The 20,310-nt window shown below is 67.8% G+C and carries 18 protein-coding genes and 1 tRNA gene; 10 read left to right on the forward strand and 9 right to left on the reverse strand.

Annotated elements, in window-relative coordinates; translation table 11 throughout:
* The first annotated feature begins 42 nt into the window (after positions 1-42).
* Positions 43-1,695 carry a thiamine pyrophosphate-binding protein gene (locus ACTHNC_RS10280; RefSeq protein WP_440294504.1) on the forward strand — a complete coding sequence of 551 codons (1,653 nt, stop codon included), beginning with the start codon at positions 43-45 and terminating at the stop codon, positions 1,693-1,695.
* Positions 1,696-1,703: 8 nt separating this feature from the next.
* Here the strand turns inward: ACTHNC_RS10280 and map are convergent, their stop codons facing one another.
* Positions 1,704-2,471, reverse strand: a complete 768-nt coding sequence (gene map, locus ACTHNC_RS10285; protein WP_440294505.1) for a type I methionyl aminopeptidase — start codon at positions 2,469-2,471, stop codon at positions 1,704-1,706.
* Between the two features lie 62 nt (positions 2,472-2,533).
* On the opposite strand from map, the gene ACTHNC_RS10290 reads away from it, so the two are divergent.
* On the forward strand, positions 2,534-2,821 hold the full coding sequence (locus ACTHNC_RS10290) for a helix-turn-helix domain-containing protein (RefSeq protein WP_440294506.1): 288 nt from the start codon (positions 2,534-2,536) through the stop codon (positions 2,819-2,821).
* A 7-nt stretch (positions 2,822-2,828) separates the two neighbouring features.
* On the forward strand, positions 2,829-3,494 hold the full coding sequence (locus ACTHNC_RS10295) for an NUDIX hydrolase (RefSeq protein ID WP_440294507.1): 666 nt from the start codon (positions 2,829-2,831) through the stop codon (positions 3,492-3,494).
* Between the two features lie 6 nt (positions 3,495-3,500).
* Here ACTHNC_RS10295 and ACTHNC_RS10300 read toward each other — a convergent pair whose 3' ends face one another.
* Positions 3,501-5,375 carry a potassium transporter Kup gene (locus ACTHNC_RS10300; RefSeq protein ID WP_440294508.1) on the reverse strand — a complete coding sequence of 625 codons (1,875 nt, stop codon included), beginning with the start codon at positions 5,373-5,375 and terminating at the stop codon, positions 3,501-3,503.
* 448 nt (positions 5,376-5,823) lie between these two features.
* On the opposite strand from ACTHNC_RS10300, the gene erm reads away from it, so the two are divergent.
* From erm to ACTHNC_RS10325, 5 genes are all read left to right on the forward strand, one after another.
* Positions 5,824-6,585 (forward strand): 23S ribosomal RNA methyltransferase Erm, encoded by a 762-nt coding sequence (gene erm / locus ACTHNC_RS10305; RefSeq protein WP_440294509.1) that lies wholly within the window; start codon positions 5,824-5,826, stop codon positions 6,583-6,585.
* 118 nt (positions 6,586-6,703) lie between these two features.
* Positions 6,704-8,161 carry a GntT/GntP/DsdX family permease gene (locus ACTHNC_RS10310; protein WP_440294510.1) on the forward strand — a complete coding sequence of 486 codons (1,458 nt, stop codon included), beginning with the start codon at positions 6,704-6,706 and terminating at the stop codon, positions 8,159-8,161.
* 289 nt (positions 8,162-8,450) lie between these two features.
* A complete protein-coding gene (locus ACTHNC_RS10315) occupies positions 8,451-8,756 on the forward strand; it encodes a hypothetical protein (RefSeq protein ID WP_440294511.1) in 306 nt (101 codons plus the stop codon).
* An 82-nt stretch (positions 8,757-8,838) separates the two neighbouring features.
* Positions 8,839-10,290: a sugar porter family MFS transporter gene (locus ACTHNC_RS10320; RefSeq protein ID WP_440294512.1), complete on the forward strand. Its 1,452-nt coding sequence runs from the start codon at positions 8,839-8,841 to the stop codon at positions 10,288-10,290.
* Positions 10,291-10,371: 81 nt separating this feature from the next.
* Positions 10,372-10,554 carry a hypothetical protein gene (locus ACTHNC_RS10325; protein WP_440294513.1) on the forward strand — a complete coding sequence of 61 codons (183 nt, stop codon included), beginning with the start codon at positions 10,372-10,374 and terminating at the stop codon, positions 10,552-10,554.
* 73 nt (positions 10,555-10,627) lie between these two features.
* On the opposite strand, the gene ACTHNC_RS10330 is transcribed toward ACTHNC_RS10325, so the two are convergent.
* Together ACTHNC_RS10330 and ACTHNC_RS10335 are read right to left on the reverse strand one after the other, a co-directional pair.
* Positions 10,628-13,213 (reverse strand): polysaccharide lyase family 8 super-sandwich domain-containing protein, encoded by a 2,586-nt coding sequence (locus ACTHNC_RS10330; protein ID WP_440294514.1) that lies wholly within the window; start codon positions 13,211-13,213, stop codon positions 10,628-10,630.
* A 294-nt stretch (positions 13,214-13,507) separates the two neighbouring features.
* Positions 13,508-13,582, reverse strand: a tRNA-Gln gene (locus ACTHNC_RS10335).
* Positions 13,583-13,741: 159 nt separating this feature from the next.
* On the opposite strand from ACTHNC_RS10335, the gene ACTHNC_RS10340 reads away from it, so the two are divergent.
* Positions 13,742-14,095 (forward strand): hypothetical protein, encoded by a 354-nt coding sequence (locus tag ACTHNC_RS10340; RefSeq protein WP_440294515.1) that lies wholly within the window; start codon positions 13,742-13,744, stop codon positions 14,093-14,095.
* Between the two features lie 5 nt (positions 14,096-14,100).
* On the opposite strand, the gene gltX is transcribed toward ACTHNC_RS10340, so the two are convergent.
* Both gltX and ACTHNC_RS10350 read right to left on the reverse strand, forming a co-directional pair.
* Positions 14,101-15,630, reverse strand: coding sequence for a glutamate--tRNA ligase (gltX, locus tag ACTHNC_RS10345; protein WP_440294516.1), 1,530 nt, complete (start codon positions 15,628-15,630; stop codon positions 14,101-14,103).
* 74 nt (positions 15,631-15,704) lie between these two features.
* Complete coding sequence (locus tag ACTHNC_RS10350) at positions 15,705-16,676, reverse strand: LysR family transcriptional regulator (RefSeq protein ID WP_440294517.1); 972 nt, start codon at positions 16,674-16,676, stop codon at positions 15,705-15,707.
* An 81-nt stretch (positions 16,677-16,757) separates the two neighbouring features.
* Here ACTHNC_RS10350 and ACTHNC_RS10355 point away from each other — a divergent pair, with 81 nt between their 5' ends.
* Positions 16,758-17,870, forward strand: a complete 1,113-nt coding sequence (locus tag ACTHNC_RS10355; RefSeq protein ID WP_440294518.1) for an aminotransferase class V-fold PLP-dependent enzyme — start codon at positions 16,758-16,760, stop codon at positions 17,868-17,870.
* On the opposite strand, the gene ACTHNC_RS10360 is transcribed toward ACTHNC_RS10355, so the two are convergent.
* From ACTHNC_RS10360 to ACTHNC_RS10370, 3 genes are read right to left on the reverse strand one after another with little or no spacing between them, the layout of a single operon-like run.
* Positions 17,833-18,321: a hypothetical protein gene (locus ACTHNC_RS10360; RefSeq protein WP_440294519.1), complete on the reverse strand. Its 489-nt coding sequence runs from the start codon at positions 18,319-18,321 to the stop codon at positions 17,833-17,835. The genes ACTHNC_RS10355 and ACTHNC_RS10360 overlap by 38 nt on opposite strands.
* A 28-nt stretch (positions 18,322-18,349) precedes the next feature.
* The gene (locus ACTHNC_RS10365; protein ID WP_440294520.1) at positions 18,350-19,123 is read right to left on the reverse strand and encodes a fumarylacetoacetate hydrolase family protein; all 774 of its coding nucleotides are present in this window, start codon (positions 19,121-19,123) and stop codon (positions 18,350-18,352) included.
* A 6-nt stretch (positions 19,124-19,129) separates the two neighbouring features.
* A complete protein-coding gene (locus tag ACTHNC_RS10370) occupies positions 19,130-20,239 on the reverse strand; it encodes a branched-chain amino acid aminotransferase (RefSeq protein WP_440294521.1) in 1,110 nt (369 codons plus the stop codon).
* Between the last annotated feature and the right edge of the window lie 71 nt (positions 20,240-20,310).

The following is a 20,310-nucleotide window of genomic DNA, read 5'->3' on the forward strand; positions in this document are numbered from 1 at the left end:
ACATACGGAATTCACCTCCGTTCCGTCTCGAAAGGCTTTGCCATGCCCTCCGTCTCCGCCCACGTCGCCATCACCCTCGCCTCGCATGTCGACAACGTCTTCGGGGTCATGGGCAACGGCAACGCCTACTTCCTCGACGCTCTCGTGCGTCAGACGCACGCGCGCTACACCCCGGTTCGACACGAGGCCGGAGCGGTCGTCGCAGCGGATGCCCACTTCCGCGCCTCCGGGCACATCGCGGCGGGCACCGCGACATATGGCGCCGGGTTCACGAACACGATCACCGCGCTGGCCGAGGCGGTGCAGGCGCACGTACCGCTCATCCTCGTCGTCGGCGACGAGCCGACCTCGGGTCCGCGCCCGTGGGACGTCGACCAGATCGCGCTCGCCTCGGCGGTCGGTGCGCGCACGTACACGGTGGGGCGAGCGGATGCCGCAGCCACGACCGCGATCGCCGTCGAGCACGCGCTCGCGTACAGCGTTCCCACCGTGCTGGCCATCCCGTACGACGTCGCGCAGCTGGATGCCGGCCCCGTTCCGCAGGCGCCGCAGCCTCAGCTCCCGAGTCCGCTGGCGCCGAGCGACGAGTTCTCGCGGGCGCAGCTTCGACGTCTGGCGCAAGCACTGGCAGGCGCACAGCGCCCGTTCCTGCTCGCCGGCCGGGGCGCCTGGCTCGCGGGCGCCGGCGAGGCGCTGGGTGACCTCGCCGCCGCGACGGGAGCGGTGACGGCATCCACGGCGCTCGGGCGAGGCACCTTCCCCGACGCCCGCTTCGACCTCGGCGTCACAGGCGGCTTCGGAGCGGACGGCGCGATGGAGCTGGTGCGCGAAGCCGACGTCGCCGTGGTGTTCGGGGCATCCCTCAACCAGTTCACGATGCGCTTCGGCCGGCTCTTCTCCCCCGAGACGCATGTGGTGCAGGTCGACACCGGTGCAGCGGCCACGCATCCGAACGTCGGCGGATTCATCCGCGGTGACGCTCGGATCGTCGCTTCGGAGCTGGTCGACGCGTTGCGCGAACTGGATGCGACGCCGAGCGGCTGGCGCGAGACCATCGACCTCGACGCGCTCAGGAGACGCCCCGAGGGTGAAGGCATCGCCTCCGACGGTCGGCTCGACCCCCGCACGCTCGCCGCTCGCATCGGCGAGCTGCTCCCGCAGGATCGCGTGGTGGTCTCCGACGGCGGTCACTTCATCGGCTGGGCGAACATGTACTGGCCGGTCGCGTCTCCCGATCGGATGATCATGGTCGGCACCGCCTTCCAGTCCATCGGGCTCGGGATGCCGTCGGTCGCCGGCGCCGCTCTCGCCAAGCCGGACTCGACGGTCGTGCTCACCACGGGCGACGGCGGCGGGCTCATGGCCCTCGCCGACCTCGAGACCGCAGTGCGCGTGGCCGGCGGCCGCGGGATGGCCGTGGTCTGGAACGACGCAGCATACGGCGCAGAGGTGAACCTGTACGGGCTGAAGGGGCTCGCGCGCGAACCGATGCTGATCCCGGAGGTGGACTTCGCCGGACTCGCAGCAGCCGTCGGAGCCGAGGGCGTGGTCGTGCGCACCCTCGACGACCTCGAGCGCCTGCGTGCATGGACGGCGACGCCGGCGACCGAACGGCCGTTCCTTGTCCTGGATTGCCGCATCACCCACCAGGTGATCTCGCCGTACCAGGAAGAGGTCATCCGGGTGAACTCGTAGGCGCGCTCCTACTGCGCGGTCAGCACGACCGGACCGTCGTCCGTGATGGCGATCGTGTGCTCGCTGTGCGCGGTGCGTGCTCCGGTGGCGCTGCGAAGCGTCCATCCGTCCGGATCGGTCACCAGCACCGCCGTGTCTGCCATGACCCAGGGCTCCAGCGCCAGCAGCAGACCGGGGCGCAGCTTGTATCCACGGCCGGGTCGCCCGGAGTTCGGGATGTGCGGATCCTGATGCATCGTCGAGCCGACGCCGTGTCCGCCGAACTCCGTGTTGATCGGGTAGCCGACGTCGGAGAGCACCGTGCCGATCGCGCGCGAGATGTCGCCGATGCGAGCGCCCGGCACGGCTGCCTCGATCCCGGAGGCGAGCGCGCGCTGCGTCGTCTCGATCATGCGGGCATCCGCCTCATCGATCGTGTCGCCCACGATAAAGCTGATCGCGGAGTCCGTCACGATGCCGTCGAGGGATGCCGCGAAGTCGAGCGAGAGCAGGTCCCCGTCGCGCAACGCGTAGTCGTGCGGGAGCCCGTGCAGCACCGCGTCGTTCACCGATGTGCAGATCACGTGCCGGAACGGTCCGCGCCCGAACGAGGGCGCGTAGTCGACGTAGCACGACACCGCTCCCGCGTCCGCGATGGCCTGTGCCACCCACTCGTCGATCTCGAGCAGATTCGTACCGACCTTCGTGCGCTCGCGCATCCGTCGGAGCACGTCGCCGACGAAGGCGCCGCTGGCCTGAGCGCGACGAAGCTCATCCGGGCCGAGCAGTTCGATCATGGGTTCCTCACAAAACAGGATGGACGAGAGCGGTAATACTATACCGGTATTATCATCGGGTCATGGTCAGACTTCCGTTGTCCCCCGTCGAAGTGCATCGAGGAGAGCGTCTCGGGGCGCTTCTGCGTCGGGCGCGGAACGAGCGCTCGATGGTGGATGTCGCGCTCACGGCCGGCATCTCCCCCGAGACGCTGCGCAAGATCGAGACGGGCCGCATCGCCACGCCGTCGTTCACCACGATTGCGGCGATCACCACAGCACTGGGCCTCTCGCTCGACGACGTGTGGGCGTCGATCAGCGAGGACGACGCCGCGCCGTCCGCCGAACGCGACCGCCGGATCGCGTCCTAGCCCGCGCATGCCCGACCCGCACCCCCTCGTCTCCGACGCCCGCGCCCAACTGGCCGGCCTCCTCGAGCGCATCGACCCGGCGGTCTTCCGTGAACTCCGCGTCGGCGATCGCGGCGAACGCCCGGCCGCGGTGCTCGTGCTGTTCAGCGAGGCGAAGGCGCAGCCATCCGCTCCGGCCGAGCTGTGTGTTCTGCTGCAGGTGCGCGCGGCCACGCTGAGGCAGCACGCCGGTCAGGTGTCGTTCCCGGGCGGCCGTGTCGAACCCGGCGACGAGGATGCCGCCCAGACCGCGCTGCGTGAGGCGGCGGAGGAGACCGGGCTCGACCCGAGCGGGGTGGACGTGCTCGCGACGCTCCCGCCGGTCCCGCTCGCGGTGAGCAACCACCTGGTGACGCCGGTGATCGGGTGGTGGGAGCACCCGATCGTCCTGAGCGCCATCGATCCGGCTGAGACGACGCTCGTGTGGCAGGTACCCGTGTCGCAGCTGCTGGACCCGGCGTCCCGTTTCACTGCAGTGAGAGAGCGCCGCGGATCCCGCTACAGCGGTCCCGCGTTCGACGTCGAAGGCGTCGTCGTCTGGGGCTTCACGGCCATCCTGCTCGATCGCCTCTTCGACGCACTCGGCTGGACTCGGCGGTGGGATGCCACGCGCGAGCGCCTCATCGACCGGTAAGACGCCTCAGATCTCGACGTCGCTGCCCATGGTGACGGTGCGCAGCGCCGGCAGGCCGAACCGGGCAGCCGGATTGGCGGCGTTGTGCGCGATCGCGACGAACAGCGAGCGCCGCCACGGAACCATGCTGTTGGTCCGCGTCGTGCGGATGGCGCCACGCGAGATGAAGTACGACGCGTGCGTGAAGTCGCCGGCGTTGAGCGGCAGCACGCCGGCCCGGCACGCGGACCGCAGCGCCTTCGGGATGTCTGGCTTGTCCGAGAAGCCGAACCGGATGCTCAGATGCTCGATGCCGTCATCCGCGTACCCGAGATCGTCGTAGCTGAACGCCTCGGATGTCGGCACGTGCGGCACCTGCGCCGTGCTGACGGAGACGATGATGACGTGCTCGTGCAGCACATGGTTGTGCTTCACGTTGGCGCGCAACGCGAGCGGCGTCGTGTCTTTGTTCGGGTGCGGGAAGATCGCGATGCCGGGCACGCGAGGCAGGTTCTGCGCGCGCACGTCTTCGATGAAGCGCGCGAGCGACCCTTCCTTGCGCCTTCGGTCGCTCTGCACGAGCTGCCGCCCTCGGCGCCAGGTGGTCATGACGAGGATGACCAGCGCGGCGATGAGCAGAGGCACCCAGCCGCCGTTGAGGATCTTGGACAGGTTGCCGGCCAGGAACGTGAGCTCGAGACCGCCGAAGGCGACGGCGCAGATCACGATCTTCCAGGACGCCCAGTGCCACAACGGGCGGGCGACGAGCAGGAGCAGAAGGGTGTCGACGACCAGCGCGCCGGTCACGGAGATGCCGTACGCCGTCGAGAGCCGGTCGGATGACCCGAACGCGAGGGTCACGGCGATGACGCCGATGAAGAGCAGGAAGTTGACGGCGGGGAGGTAGATCTGCCCGCCCTCCCGTTGGGATGTCTGTCTCACCGTGAGGGGCGGCAGCACGCCGAGGTGCACGGCTTGCCGCGAGAGCGAGAACGCGCCGGAGATGACCGCCTGGCTCGCGATGACCGTCGCGGCCGTGGCCAGGATCACCATCGGCAGGCGTCCCCATTCCGGAATCAGCAGGAAGAACGGATTGATCCGTGCGGCGGGGTGGTGCAGGATCAACGCTGCCTGCCCGAGGTAGTTGATCGTCAGCGCGGGGAAGACGAGGAAGAACCAGGCGCGGCGGATGGGCGAGCGCCCGAAGTGCCCCATGTCGGCGTAGAGCGCCTCGGCACCGGTGATGGTCAGCACGACGGCCCCGAGCGCGATGAACGACACCCCCGGATGCGCGATCATGAACACCACGGCGTAGGTGGGCGACAGCCCGAGCAGAACCGCCGGATACTGCACCACCATGGTCAGCCCGGCCGCGGCCAGGGCGACGAACCAGAGCACCATCACCGGTCCGAATAGCACGCCGACGCTTCCCGTTCCGAAACGCTGAACGACGAAGAGCGCGATCAGGATGACCGCGGCGATCGGGATGACCAGGTGCGTGATCGCGGGGACCGTGACGTGAAGACCTTCAACGGCTGACAGCACACTGATGGCGGGGGTGATGATCGAGTCGCCGTAGAAGAGAGCGACGCCCACGATGCCGATCACGAGGAGTGCGCCGGCGCGTGCGGCCTTGTTGGCGTACAGGCGCTGCGCAAGCGCGGCGAGCGCCATGACCCCGCCCTCGCCGTCGTTGTCCGCCCGCATCAGGATGGCGAGGTACTTGATCGACACGATGATCGTGATGCTCCAGAACATGAGCGACACGACGCCGTACACGTCGTCCTGCTCCGGACGCACCGCGCCGCCGTCGAGCAGGAACACCGTCTTCAGCGCGTAGAGCGGGCTCGTGCCGATGTCGCCGAACACGACCCCCAGCGCGGCGAGCGCTGCCGCCGCCATCGCACCGTGTCGGCCGCCTCTGGCCGGTGCCTTTGCGCCATGACCGGCTGCCGGCCCGGCGACAGTCTTTCCTCTCGGGTGCACCTGCGTCACGCTACGCCGGTTCCGCGCCCATGCGCGTCACGGCACTCGGACGAACTCCGCGAGAACGCAAAGGAAGCGTTCAGCGTCTTCGATGCATCCTCAAGCGTCCGCCCGACTCCGCGCGAAGCAGCCACTCGCGTTCCTGCTACGGTCGTATGCATGGGGACGATATGCATCGCGCGCATGACGGTGCTCTCGTACGTCTTCCGCGACCGCCGCGCCTGACGGCGCGCCAGCCTTCGCACACGTTCCAGCGCGCCGTCCATCCAAGACGTCATCCGCACCTTGGACGGACCGCCTCTCGCGCTCTCTCGCGCTCACTCGTTCCGCCGGGGTGCTCCATCACTCTTCTTGGAGCGCGCTCATGCCTCGTTCTGTCCATGGCGGCCGCCACGAACTCGGCCAGAACTTCCTTAACCACCGACCCACCATCGACCGGATCACCCGGCTCGTCGATGACACCTCCGGACCGGTCCTCGAACTGGGTGCCGGAGACGGCGCCCTCACTCGTGAGCTCGTCCGGCTCGGCAGGCCGCTCACCGCGATCGACATCGACGAGCATCGCGTTCGTCGCTTGCGGCGTGCGCTGCCGAAGGTTCGCATCGAACACGCGGATGCCACGCGCTATCCGCTGGATGCGTCGGTCATCGTGGGAAACATCCCGTTCCATCTGACGACGCCGATCCTGCGCCGGCTTCTGGCTTCGCACGGCTGGCAGCACGCGGTGCTGTTGACCCAATGGGAGGTAGCCCGCAAACGGGCCGGCGTCGGCGGCCGCACCATGATGGCGGCGCAGACAGCACCCTGGTTCGACTTCAGGCTCGACGGGCGGGTGCCTGCGTGGTGCTTCACGCCGATGCCCAGTGTGGACGGCGGGCTGCTCACCATCGCCCGACGCCGCACACCGCTGGTCCCGCTCCGGCAGCGCCCTGCGTACGAAGCCTTCGTGCACAAGGTCTTCACCGGTGCCGGCGGCACGCTGCCTCGAGTCGTTCAGAGGGCATCCGGAGCGGATGCTTCGCACGTGCGACGCGCGCTGATGGATGCCCGTGTTCCGCCTCGCACGCTCCCCCGCGACCTCGATCCGCAGCAGTGGTCGAGGCTGTGGGCGGGCCTCCGCCGCTGACGAACGAGCGAACGGCCGGCCGCGATGTCGGCAAAGATGAGCGGCGATCCATCCCCCGTTCGGGTGGCTCCGACAGCAAGATGGAACGTGCTCGCGTGCGCCGGTGCACGCCGGAAGGATGCCTGAGGTGAGTCTTTTGGAGACGCTGCGTTCCACAGCCGCAGCTGCGACGGATGCCGCGCATCAGCCGTGGACATCCCACGACACTCTCGTGATCGTGATGGCGGCGATCGGGATCGCCATCGTGGTCGTCCTGATCGTCGTGGTGAAGATGCACGCGTTCCTCGCGCTCACCATCGCCTCGCTCGTCGTGGGGCTCGGTTCCGGCATCTCCCTGGAGAAGATCACCGCGTCGTACGAGGCCGGCGTGGGTGGCGTGCTCGGTTACGTCGGCGTACTGATCGCACTCGGCGCGATGCTCGGCAAGCTTCTCGCCGATTCCGGCGGCGCCGATCGCGTCGTCGACACGCTCTTGCGCGGCCGGCCGGCGACGCTTCCGTGGAAGATGGCGCTGATCGCCGGGATCATCGGCATCCCGATGTTCTTCGAGATCGGTCTGGTGCTCCTCATCCCCGTTGTCATGCTCGCCGTGCGCCGTGCCAAGAGCAGGGCCATGCTGCTGGGCATCCCGGCTCTCGCCGGGCTGTCCGTGTTGCACGGCTTCATCCCGCCGCACCCCGGGCCACTCGCGGCGATCGGACTGCTGCACGCGAACGTCGGCATCACACTGGCGTTCGGCCTGCTGATCGCGATCCCGACCGTGGTGGTCGCCGGCCCGCTGTTCGGCCGGCTCGCGGCGCGCTGGGTGCCGGTCGAGGCATCCGGTGCCGCGCTGGCCGTCACGGTGGGCGGCAAGGGTGCCGACGCGGAGACCGGTGGTCACCGAGCCCAGGATCCGGACGCCACTCGCACACCGTCGTTCACGTGGACGCTGATCACGATCCTCTCCCCCGTCGTGCTGATGCTCGCCAAGGCCGCTTCCGATCTGTGGCTGCCATCCGGGTCGGTCGCTCGTAACGTGCTCGACTTCATCGGCGACCCGGTGACCGCGCTGCTGATCGCCGTGCTGCTGGCCATGGTCACCTTCGGCACGACCGTCGGATTCTCGCTGCCCACCCTGACGAAGAAGATCGGGGCGAGCCTCCTTCCGATCGTCGGGGTCATGCTCATCGTGGGTGCAGGCGGCGGCTTCAAGCAGGTGCTCGTCGATGGCGGCGCGGGCAACTCGATCGCGAAGATCGCCGTGGCCACGAGCCTCTCGGTCGTCGTGCTCGGCTGGATCGTCGCCGTGCTGATCCGGTTGGCGACGGGCTCCGCAACTGTCGCAACGGTCACCGCAGCCGGCATCGTCGCACCGCTCGCGGTGCACCTCTCGCCCGTGCAGCTCGCGCTACTGGTGCTCTCCATCGGTGCCGGGTCGTTGTTCTTCTCGCACGTCAACGACGCTGGATTCTGGCTCGTTCGCGAATACTTCGGGCTCACGATCGGACAGACCATCAAGTCGTGGTCTGTCATGGAGACCGTCATCTCGGTGATGGGCTTCGTTCTCGTGCTGCTGCTCTGGGCCGTCGTCTAGCCCGCATCCCGCCCCTGTTCGGGAGTCGGCCACAGACGTTCTGAAAGTGGTCTTCGAGTCGGCGGTCGCACCGTTGACATCACCCGCCACGACGCGTAGCACGGGAAGTGCGGTTCTTCGGTGGCGATCAGCCGCCTCGACCACACGAATTCGCCGATCGGACCGCCCCTGGTCGGCACGACATCACCGAGTGTTTCCGTCGGCGATGGAGCGTGGCACTGGCTGGCGCGACGCAACGACGAACGCCGTGTCTGCGGATGTCATCGGGCCGGCAACAGGGAGGGCGATCATGGCGGAAAGCATCCTCAAAGTCACCGAGTCGCGCGAGGTGCGTGTGCGAATGGATCTCGATGCTGACCGGATCGAGACCGTGAACCTGGTGGTGGTGCCGCGGGACAACGACCTCGTCGAGGTCGACCTCGAGCGCCACGTTCTCGGGTTCATCGAGCGAGCCGGGCAGGTGTTCGTGGCGCTGGCCGGCGAGCGCCTGGACCGCGCCGAGGAATGCGGCCAGTCGCTCCTCTGGGATCACGCGGCCGCGGAGTTGATCCGGAAGGCGAGGCGCAACCAGGAGCACGAGCCGCTGTCCGCCTGAAGTAGCGGATCGCCCCTACCGCGGTCCCGCCTCCTTCGCATCCCCCTGTTATGCGGGCTCGCGCGGGCGTAACGTCCGCATTATGGAGAACACAAAGGCCGGGCTCCTCGAGACGCTCGACACACGCGATATCGGCCGGTTCTACATCTATCTGGCCGTGCTGGCGACCATCGGCGGCTTCCTGTTCGGATTCGACTCATCGAACATCGGCTCGGCGCTGGTCTTCCTCCCGTTCAAGCTCGGGCCGGTTGCGACCGGCATCATCGTCGCAGGCGCGTCGCTGGGCTCGTTCGTCGGTGCACTTGCGGCTGGGCCGCTCACGGACAAGTTCGGCCGAAAGTCGTTGCTACTGATCGACTCGGGACTTTTCGCGGTGGGCTCCCTCATTTCCGCGTTCGCATTCGAGCCGGTCACACTCACCATCGGGCGAATCATCATCGGCATCGCGATCGGTGCCGACTCCGCGATCGCGACCGCTTACATCTCCGAGTTCGCTCCGGCGCGCCGACGCGGGTCTCTCGCCATCATCCAGCAGTGGATGATCACCATCGGCATCCTCGCCGCCTACGTGATCGCGGTCGTGATCTTGTGGATCGCCCCGGGCGTCGCATCCACCGTCGACTGGCGCATCATGCTCGGCATCGGCTTCATCCCCGCGATCATCTCCCTCATCATGCGGGCACGGATGCCCGAGTCCCCGCGATGGCTGCTCGAGCACGGCAACGAGGAGAAGGCCATGAAGGCGTTCAACCTCCTAGGGCTGGAGCCGACTCCCGAGGAGGTGCATTCCGAAGCCGTCGCGGTGCGCAGGGAACAGGAACGCGTCGCGGGTCAGTCCCTGTGGACGAAACCGGTGCGGCGTGCACTCCTGATCGTCTGCATCTTCTTCATCCTGCAGCAGATCACCGGCATCAACGTCGCGTTCTACTACGGTCCGCACCTGCTGACGCCCTACTTCGTCCATCCGGGAACCACGGCAGTGCAGTCGGAGATCTACGGCGTCATCGCCGCAGGCATCCTCGCCGTGGTGAATGTGATCGCGACCTACTTCGCTTTCCGCTTCATCGACAGCATCGGACGTCGACGTCTGGCGATCGGCGCATACATCGGGATGGCCGTGTTCCTGCTCGTCGGCTCGTACGGTGCCTCGTTCCTCTCCGGCATTCCGCAGCTGATCGTCGTCATGGTCGGGTTCGCCCTGTTCATCGCATGCTTCGCGATCGGCATCGGCGGCACCGGATGGTTGCTGCAGGGCGAGGTGTTCCCCACCGCCGTGCGCGGGCGGGCATCCGGAATCGGCGCCGCCGTGGACTGGCTGGCGAACTACGGGTTGGTGCTGGCCTTTCCGATCATGCAGGTCGGATTCGGGCTGGGGTGGACCATGATCGTCTTCGCGGTGCTCTGCGTGGTCGGCATCTTCTTCGTCTACTTCTTCCTGCCTGAGACGAAGGGGCACTCGGTCGAGCAGGTCGTGCACCTCTTCGAAGGGCCGGTGAACCGGAAGAACCCGGGAGAGCCCTCGGTCACTCGTTGAGTCACGGGCCGCGAGTCCCTCCTACTGGTGCGCCTCGAAAGGGTTCTGGCGATCGCGCAGTAGGTCGTGTGGGCTGGTGGGGTGGGGATCGACCTCGGCATCTGCCTTGTGGCCGCTACGGCCATGCTGCTCGGCTTCACCCTCGGCTGCCTCGTGATGTACATCGCTTTACAACGGCGGCTGCGCCAGGCCGGCGCGGTCGGGGGCCATGGGTCACGTTCCCGCGTGTCCGCAACACGGCAGGCATCCGCCTCCCGTCACTGAGCAGCGCCGCGTCCTACTTCGGCTTCACGTCGCTGCCTCACACCGGCCGCTCGACCGCACAATGGAACGTCCGTCAGACGACTCCCTGCCCTTGCAGAGTGACGGTCACAGTCGCACCGTAGGCGTGGTGAGTTGCGAAGACCAGACGTGTTCCGCCCGTCACGGACTGCACGGTGACGCCGTCGTGCGGTTCCACAACGGGGCGACGCCCAGGAACGGTCACGGCGATCTCGTCGCGTCCGAACGTGGGATCGGACACCGCGATCCTCGTGCGTCCGCCATCGGCGTCCTGCACGATCACAGAGGCGGCGCCGTCGATCGAGAGCTTTCCGACCTGGTGCGTGCCGATCGAGTAGGAGTTGGCAGCGACCAGCCCCAGCTGGGGATGGCGCACCGCCTGCAGGTCGGTCGAATTCACCAGGATCACCGGCCCGGTCGTCGATCCGTCGTAGCGCTCGAGCGCGTCGACTCCGCCACCGGGCACGATGGCGTAAGCGAGTGCACCAGGGCTCTCGGCCGCTGCGTGAGCGACGGACAGGCTGAAGACGTTCTTCGACACTATGGTGTTCGGGTTGGATGCGCGGACGAGTTGTCGGCTGCGCTGCACGTCCTGCAGTCCGACATCGACCGCGGCGTCTGCGAAGAAGACGTACCCGACGACGGTCTTCCTCGTCGCATTCGCATACTGCAGCCACCGCGGGTTGCTTGCGGAGCCCGGCCCGACGAAGGATGCGCCTCCGCGCAGCGAACCAGTCACCGACACGTCGTCCGTGGTCGCGGCGATGCGGCTGTCGATGGTCGTCAGCACGTCTCGGCCGTGCAGGTCGGTGACGCCTGCGACGAGTACGACGATCTCGTCGTCGAACATGAACCACGACTTCTGCGAGCGCGAGTTCGCATATGCGACGAAGTCATCGGGCAACTCGCCACGGCTCTTGGCGACGTAAGCCGCGTCATCGGATTGCACCATGCCGGCCACGGCATAGGCGCCCAGCTGCGCGCCGCCCGAGTAGTCGTTCGTGCCGAGTGGGAAGTAGACGTAGGTGTTCTGCGACACCGATGACGACGTGAATCCGGCTGCCGGGTTGTCGTAGAACTGCTCGCCGTACAGTTCAGGGATCGTCTTGCGTTCCTCGACCGGCGACGTCACGCCGCCGAGGCGGTACGGCTGTACGGCTGTCACGTAATCGACCCCGTACGCCTGGCTCTGGTCGTCGCCGGCCAAGTAAAGGTAGTGGGCTCCATCGCCCTGGAACCAGGGCAGCAGGTTCTCGCCGCTCATGTACTCGTACTTGCTGATGCGGGTCGAGCTGCGCGACAGCGCGAACGTGTAACCGGCGCGGCGGTGCACGTTCCGGTCCATGGCGTTGAACACGAACGTCGCCTGTTGCGGGAGGAGATCGGCGGCAGGGATGCTCGCATCCGACACGATCTCGGCGTAGCGCTGCACGCTGGTCGGCGACGTGAAGGAGTTCGGATCGATGGCGACCTGAGGAATGTCGTGCAGGTACTTCACGTACGACTTCAGATCTCCCGAACCTGGCGAGCCGGCGTATGCGGAAAGTGTGACGGCGGACTCGACGACGCTGACGGCATCCTTGTACCCCGTGGTGGTTCGGGAGATCGCACGGCCCTTGATCATCTCCATCATCCAGCCCTGCGCGATCACTGGCGCGAAGGTGCGGGACATCCATCCGTTGACCTGAGCGGCCAGGTTCGCGTTGCTCGCGTAGGCGGTTCCGTCGAGCATCGCGATCGTGGCCGCGACGCGGGAGAGCAGCCCTGTGCCGTAGCTGCCGGTGTAGGCGACCGAGGCATGCTGGATGAACGAGCCGTCGGCGTAGAAGCCGTCGGTGACTCCGTGCTGCAGGTTGTACGGGTCGATGGTGTCGTACACGGTCAGTTGGTCGGCGATGGCCTTCGTGATGCGCGCATCGTCGCCGAGCACGGCGCCCTGCACGATGCGGTTCGTCGTCATGTCGGCCAGATTGGCGCCGGTGTCGAAGCGCGAGTCGAGATCGACGTCCCCGTTCTTGCCGCTGCGCAGATAGAGGTCCATCGCGTGCACGTAGGTGGCGGCGAGATCGGGGCGATACGCCTCGAGCCGGTCGTGCAGCACGGCCAAGGTGCGGCTGGCGTGCATCGGGATGCCGATCTCCCAGTTGTACCAATTGCCGTAGTATCCGGTCGCTTGGTCGCCGAAGTAGTTGTCGTAGAGCCAGCTCAGCGCGTCGATCACGCGGTTCTGCACTGTGGTGTTGCCGGCTAGATCGGTGGGGACGGTCGATCCGCTCGGCAGCGGCATCGCCGTCGCGAACGCGATCTGACTGAGCTTGAGGTAGGTGCTGGTCAGGTTCGCGTCGTTCGTGCCCAGCGGCAGGCCGTTGAACAGCTGTGTTGTGGGTACGGTCGCCATGGCGGCCAGGTTGCTCTTCGCGGTGCGGTACAGCCCGGTCAGCTTGGTCTGCACCACCGGATCGGCGTTCGTCGCACTCGTGCCCACGAACGACGCGGTGATGTTGGCGAGCAGCGTCTGATCGTCGGCGCCCGCCGCGACGGCGCTGGGCGCGGCAAGGCGGATCTGCGGCCAACCCACGGCGGCGACGGCCGCACCCACTCCTGTTGCTTTGAGCACGGTTCGTCGACTGACATCACGCATGCGTCACTCTCCTTCGAGTAGCCCTCAGGGCAAGCCGGTCTGCGGCTGCCTGTTTCCACCCCCGAACAGGGGTGCGCGCGCGGCCGAGTGTAACAAGCGTGGGAAAGCGCTTGCAAGGGAGAACGGGTGGTCGGCACGTCGGTTGAAAGCAGGTCCCGCGTACCGTCTCTCGATGACTGCGCAAGGCTCCGAACGAGCCCCCGCAACACGAAAGCAACCCGTTCATGGACGGAAGTTGACATTCATCGAGCCGCAGAGCCAGGTCGCCTGACGGCAGTTCGAGTAACGTGCATGTGGCTGGGGTACCTGGACTCGAACCAAGAACAACTGAACCAGAATCAGCCGTGTTGCCAATTACACCATACCCCACCGGTCTACCCCTAGGAGCGGACCGCTGATCGGGAGCTGATCCCGACCGGTGCCGCCGGGGCGGCACGAGGGTCTACTTTACCGGACGCGAGGCGCGCCGGCCAAAACGGCGATCGATTCCTGTTGAGTGCCGTGACCGGCCGGGTTTAGCGTGAGCGCATGGCGCAGGAGGATGCCAGGGCGACCGGCGACGCGGACGGCCGCTTCGACGACCTGGTCGCCGAATTCATCGGACGCGACGGCGTCGTACCTCCCGGTGCGTCTGCGGGATTCGGCAACGGTTCGCTACGCGTCGACCGGCGCATCTTCGCGATGCTCGTACGCGGACGACTGGTCGTGAAGCTGCCCGCGGCGCGGGTGAGCGAACTCGTGGATGCCGGTGACGGCATCCGCTTCGACGCGAACAAGGGCACGCCGATGAAGGAGTGGCTCGCGCTGGATCCCACGTCCGGCGTCGACTGGACGCGGCTCGCCGAGGAGGCGTACCGCTTCGTCGGCCGACGGAGCGAGTAGAAGCGCTACTCGCTCCGGAGCGCCAGCAACCGCTCCAGCCGCGCGAGCGTCTCGGGCTTGCCGAGGATCTCCATCGACTCGAACAGGGGCGGCGACACCCGGCGGCCGCTCACGGCGACGCGCAGCGGTCCGAACGCGACACGCGGCTTCAGGCCGAGCACCTCGATCAGCGCCGCACGCAGCGTCACCTCGATGCCCTCGTGCGTCCACAGGTGCTCACCGAGCCGCTCCAGCGCCGTGAGCGACTCGCGCAGCACCTCGGCCGTGTTGTCGGGCAGGCCCGCGAGCGCGTCGTCCTCGTAGCGCAGCGCCGCGGCATCCGTGAACAGGAATCCGAGCATGCCGGGCGTCTCCCCCAGTAACTGCACGCGCTCCTGCACGAGTGGCGCCGCGGCATCCAGAATCGCGAGCTGCTTGTCGGATAGCGGCTCGGAAAGGATGCCCGCCTCGACGAGGTAGGGAATCGTGCGCTGCGCGAAGTCGGCTGTGTCGAGCATGCGGATGTGGTCCGCATTGATCGCCTCGGCCTTCTTCAGGTCGAATCGCGCCGGGTTCGGGTTCACATCGGCGACGTCGAACTTCTCGACCATCTCGTCGAGGGTGAACACGTCACGGTCGTGCGAGTACCCCCAGCCGAGCAGCGCGAGGTAGTTGTCGAGACCCTCAGGGATGAAACCGCGCTCCCTGTGGTGGAACAGGTTCGACTCGGGGTCGCGCTTCGACAGCTTCTTGTTCCCATCACCGAGCACCGAGGGAAGGTGCCCGAACTGCGGTATGAAGTCGGCGACGCCGATGTCGATCAGCGCTCGGTACAGCGCGATCTGGCGCGCGGTGGAGGGCAGCAGATCCTCGCCGCGCAGCACGTGCGTGACCCGCATGAGCGCGTCGTCGACGGGGTTCACGAACGTGTAGAGCGGCTGGCCGTTCGGGCGCACGACCACGTAGTCGCTGAACGAGCCGGCAGGGAACGTGATCGGGCCGCGCACGAGGTCGTCGAAGCCGAGCTCGGTGTCCGGCACACGAAGGCGCAGCGCGGGCTGCCGACCCTCGGCGCGGAACACCTCGAGCTGGTCAGACGTGTGATCCCGGTCACCGTTGTCGTACCCGTGCTGCTTCGGACGCCCGGCGGCGACGTTGCGCGCCTCGATCTCCTCCGGCGTCGAGTAGCTCTCGTAGACGTGTCCGGCATCGATCAGGCGGTCCAGCACGGCGGCATAGATCTCGCTGCGCTGCGACTGTCGGTACGGCCCGTCCGGACCGCCGGTCACGATGCCCTCGTCCCAGTCGATCTTCAGCCACGTGAGCGCGTCGAGAAGCTGCTCGTAGCTCTCCTCGGAGTCGCGCGCGGCATCCGTGTCTTCGATGCGGAAGATGAGCTTGCCGCCGGTGTGCCTGGCGTACGCCCAGTTGAAGAGTGCGGTGCGAATGAGGCCCACGTGAGGTGTGCCGGTGGGCGACGGACAGAAGCGCACGCGCACGTCGGTTCCGGTGGCGGTGCTGAACGGATACGGGGCCGGTGAGGAGGTCTCGGACATCGCCCTCAAGTCTACGGGCGGCTAGGTGCCGGGCCGATCGAGGGACTGAATTCGATACGCGCCTTCGGCGCTACTCAACCGGCGGGAATGGCGGGCGCGAGGGACCAGGCGGCGGCATCCAGCTCGAGGATGGCCGAGACGGTCGCCGCGATGGCCGGCACCTGGTCACTCCCCTGCGTGCCGACCAGCTGGATGGTGCGCTCGTCGCGGTTCGCGGTGGGCCTGATCACGACTCCGGCGGGCAGCGTGGAGACGGCGAGTGCCAATGACGGGATGAGCGCGACCCCGAGCCCCGCCGACACCATTCCGAGCACCGCCGTGAAGTTGTCGGTCTCGTACGCAATCGCGGGACGGAATCCGGATGTCTCGGCTAGCTGCAGCAGGTGTCCGCGGCAGCGCGGGCATCCGGCGATCCAGTTCTCGTCGCTGAGCTGGGCGAGGGCGATCGCATCGGAGGCGGCGGCAGGATGTCCAGAGGGAATCGCGACCATGATCGGGTCGCGCCACAGCGGCACGACCACGAGCCCCTTGGCGCCCTCCGCGTGCGGATCGACGCGGTCGCCGGCATAGGAGAACGTGATGGCCAGGTCAGCGCGCTGGGAGCGCACGGCCTCGACGGCCTCGGGCGGCTCGGCCTCGAGGTAGCCCACCCCGATGCCCGGATGCGTCTGCTGCAGCCCGCGCAACACCTGCGGCACCAGGGTGGACGATGCCGTGGGAAACGCAGCCAGCCGCACTCGCCCGGCACGCAAGCCAGACAGCTCGGCCAGCTCGCCGGCTGCGGCGTCGAGTGCGGTGGTGATCGTGCGGGCGTGCCGAGCGAGCACGCGTCCCGCCTCGGTCAAGCGCACGCCACGGCCAGAGCGAGCGATCAGGGGCATCCCGATGCGCGCCTCCGTGCGCCTCAGGTGCTGGCTCAGCGCGGGCTGGCTGTAGCCGAGCGCACCGGCCGCCGCCGTGATCGAGCCGTGCTCGACGATGGCGCGGATGATGCGCAGCGTGTGGGCATCGAGCTCCAGCGACGTCGCATCCTGTTGCAGAGTCATCACCGAAGCATAACCGGGAGTTATGCGAGCGATCGGATACCTCCGATTGTGCAATGTCTTTGCGTCGCTCAGGCTCGAAGGGTGCTTGAACAGTTCCGCTTCGAATTCGAGGGTGCCGGCGCCGGATACCTGGCGGCGTGCACCGGCGGCCTACCCGCCCTGTGTTCGATGGACGCCATCCGCGACGACCTCGACCTGTGGCGCGCCGGCACGGCAAGCCCGGCCCACTACGATCAGTCGGTCACGCGCTCGAGGGCGGCCTTCGCCCGCCTCGCCGGCGTGGACATCGAGCGCGTGGCCATCGGCTCGCAGAGCTCGGTCTTCGCGGGCATGATCGCGGCATCCGTTCCTGACGGCGCCGAGGTGCTCTGCGTCGAGGGAGACTTCAGCTCGGTCGTCTTCCCGTTCCTGCAGCACGAGCGCCGGGGTGTGCGGGTGCGGCACGTACCGTTGTCGGCACTGGCCGATTCCGTGTCCGATGACACCTGGCTGGTCGTCTACTCCCTGGTGCAGTCGGCGACGGGCGAGGTAGCGGATGCAGCGAGCATCCGTTCCGCCGCCGCTCGCGTCGGTGCGCGCGTGCTCTGCGACACCACGCAGGCCGCCGGCTGGCTTCCGCTTGCACCTGAGACGGTGGATGCCACGATCTGCCACGCATACAAGTGGCTCTGCTCGCCGCGCGGGGTCTGCTTCCTGACCGTGACGCCCGACTTCGCGGACGAGCTGATGCCCCTGCACGCCGGATGGTACGCGGGTGAGGATCCCTGGACCTCCTGCTACGGGCCCTCCGCTCCCCTGGCCGCCTCGGCCAGGCGGTTCGACGTTTCGCCCGCGTGGCAGGCCGTGGCGGGAGCGGTGCCGGCGCTGGAACTGTTCGCGGGGGCGGACATCCGCGCAGTCCACGATCACGACGTCGAACTCGCCGAGGCGTTTGCCGAGGGGCTCGGGCTGGGAAGCCGCGGCAGCGCCATCGTCACCTGGGCGGACGCCGACGGCGACGACCTGCGCGCCCTCACCGCTGCGGGCATCGTGGCATCGGGTCGGGCCGGCAGGGCGCGCGTCGCGTTCCACGTGTGGAACGGCGAGGCCGACGTCGAGAGGGCTCTGCGGGCGCTGCGCGGCGGGCGTGGCCAGCGCGTCTCGGCACTGACCGGGGTCAGCGCTGGATCTCGACGAGCAGCACCCACGCGTTGAGCATCGAGCTCGCCAGCACCGCGACGATCGCGGCGGCGAGCAACGCCACGGCCACCGTGTTCCCCGCGATCATGAAGGCGCCGCCGACGATGGCGAGCACGACCGGCACGATGCAGAGAGCGCCGATAAGCGCGATCGACGACCCCGAGCGGTGATACGACGAGTCGCTCGCCATCCGCAGAACCATGACGAGAGGCGGAGCGAGTCCGATGAGACTCGCGACCAGGATCTCGATGCCGAGCGCGACGTCGGGCTGGTGAGGGATGAGCGCGAGCACGGCGATCACGAGGATCAGCACCATGGAGCTGACGGTGGTGGCGGCACGCGACGGCAGCGACCGCGAGGCGAGGATCTCCTTGATCGTGACGCTCATGGCCACGATGATGAGACCGGCCAGCGCGGCCGCAGCCCCGGCGATGGCGACGAAGAACTCGCTCCAGTCTTCGGTCATGGCCGCAGTCTAGGGGCGAGCGGTCTGCTCAGCCCTTAGCGCGTACCGGGTTCGAGAGGGTGCCGATACCGCTCACCGTCACCTCCACCCGGTCGCCCGCGGCCAGCGGGCCGACGCCGGCGGGGGTTCCGGTCATGATCACGTCACCAGGCAGCAGCGTCCATACGCTCGAGGCGTAGGCGACGAGCTCCGGGATGCCGTGGATCAGGTCGGCGACGCGGCCGGACTGCCGCACGTCGCCGTTCACCCGCGTCTCGATCGTGGCGGATGCCGCGTCGAACTCCGTCTCGATCACGGGCCCGAGCGGGCAGAAGGTGTCGAACCCCTTGCCGCGTGCCCACTGACCGTCTTTGCGCTGCAGGTCACGCGCCGTGACGTCGTTGCCCACCGTGTAGCCGAAGACGTAATCGAGCGCGTTCTGCGGCTGGACATCCTTGCCGATCCTGCCGATCACCACGACCAGCTCGCCCTCGTGCTCGACCTGCTCGGACTGCGGCGGCAGCACGATCGCGTCGTCCGGCCCGATCACCGAGGTGTTCGGCTTCAGGAACATGAGCGGTTCGGCCGGGGGCTCGGAGCCCATCTCCTCCGCATGCTCACGGTAGTTGCGGCCGATGGCGACGACCTTCGAACGGGGCAGCACGGGAGCCAGCAGCGTGGCATCCGCCAGCTTCACGCGCTCTCCCGTCGTGTCGTAGCCGGCATACATGGGGTCGCCGGCGAGCACCACCCACTCCCGTTCGTCCTCGTCGAGGATGCCGAACGAGAGCGTTCCTGCGTGGCTGAAGCGTGCGATCTTCACCCGGGCTCAGCCATCCATCCGGGTGAGCCAGCCGTGCCGGTCCTCGGCGCGCCCGTACTGGATGTCCGTCAGCTCCTGCCGCAGCGACATGGTCAGCTCACCGGCGGGGGCGTCTGCCGAGCCGATGCTGAAATCGCGCGCCTTCAGCTGCGCGATCGGGGTGACCACGGCGGCCGTCCCGCACGCGAAGACCTCGACGATGTCGCCGGATGCCTCGCCAGCGCGCCACTCGTCGATGGACACCGGGCGCTGCTCGACGCGGTGACCGCGGTCGCGCGCCAGCTGCAGGATCGACTCCAGTGTGATGCCCTCGAGGATCGAGTCCGACGCCGGCGTGACGAGCGTGCCGTCGCTGTACACGAGCACCACGTTCATGCCGCCGAGTTCCTCGAGGAACTTGCCCTCCACGGAGTCGAGGAACAGCACCTGCGCGCATCCGTGCTCGTACGCCTCGGACTGCGGCAGCAGACTGGCCGCGTAGTTGCCGCCCGTCTTCGCGGAGCCCGTGCCGCCGACGCCGGCGCGCGAGAACTCGTCGGAGAGCCAGATCGAGACCGGTGCGATGCCGCCCTTGAAGTACGCGCCGGCCGGGCTGGCGATCACGTAGAACGCGACCTTGTTTGCCGGCCGCACGCCGAGGAACGCCTCCTTGGCGAACATGAATGGACGGATGTACAGGCTCGTCTCAGGAGCGGACGGCACCCAGTCGCCGTCCACGGCGATGAGTTGCCGGATGGCCTCGACGAAGTGCTCTGTGGGCAGCTCGGGCAGGGCCAGCCGGTGAGCAGAGCGCTGCATGCGGCGCGCGTTCGCCTCGGGGCGGAACGTCCAGATCGAGCCATCGGCATGCCGATAGGCCTTGAGCCCCTCGAAGACCTCCTGTGCATAGTGCAGAACGGCCGCTGAGGGCTCCAGCTGGATCGGCCCGTACGGGCTGACCCGCGGACGGTGCCAGCCTCCCTTCGCCGACCAGCAGATGTCGACCATGTGGTCGGTGAAGTGCTGACCGAAGCCGGGGTCGGTCAGAATCTGCTCCCGCTCCGCCGTGCTGCGCGGCGCCGGGTTCGGCGTCACCTGCCACATGAGCGGCGTGATGTCAGTGAGCGGAATGGTCATCGGTGGTCCCCTTTGAGGTCGGTCGACGCGCCGAGCGCTGCGCCGCGCGTCGAGAACAGATTACGTCAGCG

It is taken from the genome of Humibacter sp., from assembly GCF_051954055.1.
In the GTDB taxonomy this organism is placed as follows: Bacteria; Actinomycetota; Actinomycetes; order Actinomycetales; family Microbacteriaceae; genus Humibacter.

What these genes read in the sequence shown, in the direction of transcription:
- ACTHNC_RS10280 (WP_440294504.1), top strand. Translation starts at nt 43, where the DNA reads ATGCCCTCCGTCTCCGCCCACGTCGCCATCACCCTCGCCTCGCATGTC.
- map (WP_440294505.1), bottom strand. Translation starts at nt 2,471, where the DNA reads ATGATCGAACTGCTCGGCCCGGATGAGCTTCGTCGCGCTCAGGCCAGC.
- ACTHNC_RS10290 (WP_440294506.1), top strand. Translation starts at nt 2,534, where the DNA reads ATGGTCAGACTTCCGTTGTCCCCCGTCGAAGTGCATCGAGGAGAGCGT.
- ACTHNC_RS10295 (WP_440294507.1), top strand. Translation starts at nt 2,829, where the DNA reads ATGCCCGACCCGCACCCCCTCGTCTCCGACGCCCGCGCCCAACTGGCC.
- ACTHNC_RS10300 (WP_440294508.1), bottom strand. Translation starts at nt 5,375, where the DNA reads ATGGCGGCGGCAGCGCTCGCCGCGCTGGGGGTCGTGTTCGGCGACATC.
- erm (WP_440294509.1), top strand. Translation starts at nt 5,824, where the DNA reads ATGCCTCGTTCTGTCCATGGCGGCCGCCACGAACTCGGCCAGAACTTC.
- ACTHNC_RS10310 (WP_440294510.1), top strand. Translation starts at nt 6,704, where the DNA reads ATGCCTGAGGTGAGTCTTTTGGAGACGCTGCGTTCCACAGCCGCAGCT.
- ACTHNC_RS10315 (WP_440294511.1), top strand. Translation starts at nt 8,451, where the DNA reads ATGGCGGAAAGCATCCTCAAAGTCACCGAGTCGCGCGAGGTGCGTGTG.
- ACTHNC_RS10320 (WP_440294512.1), top strand. Translation starts at nt 8,839, where the DNA reads ATGGAGAACACAAAGGCCGGGCTCCTCGAGACGCTCGACACACGCGAT.
- ACTHNC_RS10330 (WP_440294514.1), bottom strand. Translation starts at nt 13,213, where the DNA reads ATGCGTGATGTCAGTCGACGAACCGTGCTCAAAGCAACAGGAGTGGGT.
- ACTHNC_RS10340 (WP_440294515.1), top strand. Translation starts at nt 13,742, where the DNA reads ATGGCGCAGGAGGATGCCAGGGCGACCGGCGACGCGGACGGCCGCTTC.
- gltX (WP_440294516.1), bottom strand. Translation starts at nt 15,630, where the DNA reads ATGTCCGAGACCTCCTCACCGGCCCCGTATCCGTTCAGCACCGCCACC.
- ACTHNC_RS10350 (WP_440294517.1), bottom strand. Translation starts at nt 16,676, where the DNA reads ATGACTCTGCAACAGGATGCGACGTCGCTGGAGCTCGATGCCCACACG.
- ACTHNC_RS10360 (WP_440294519.1), bottom strand. Translation starts at nt 18,321, where the DNA reads ATGACCGAAGACTGGAGCGAGTTCTTCGTCGCCATCGCCGGGGCTGCG.
- ACTHNC_RS10370 (WP_440294521.1), bottom strand. Translation starts at nt 20,239, where the DNA reads ATGACCATTCCGCTCACTGACATCACGCCGCTCATGTGGCAGGTGACG.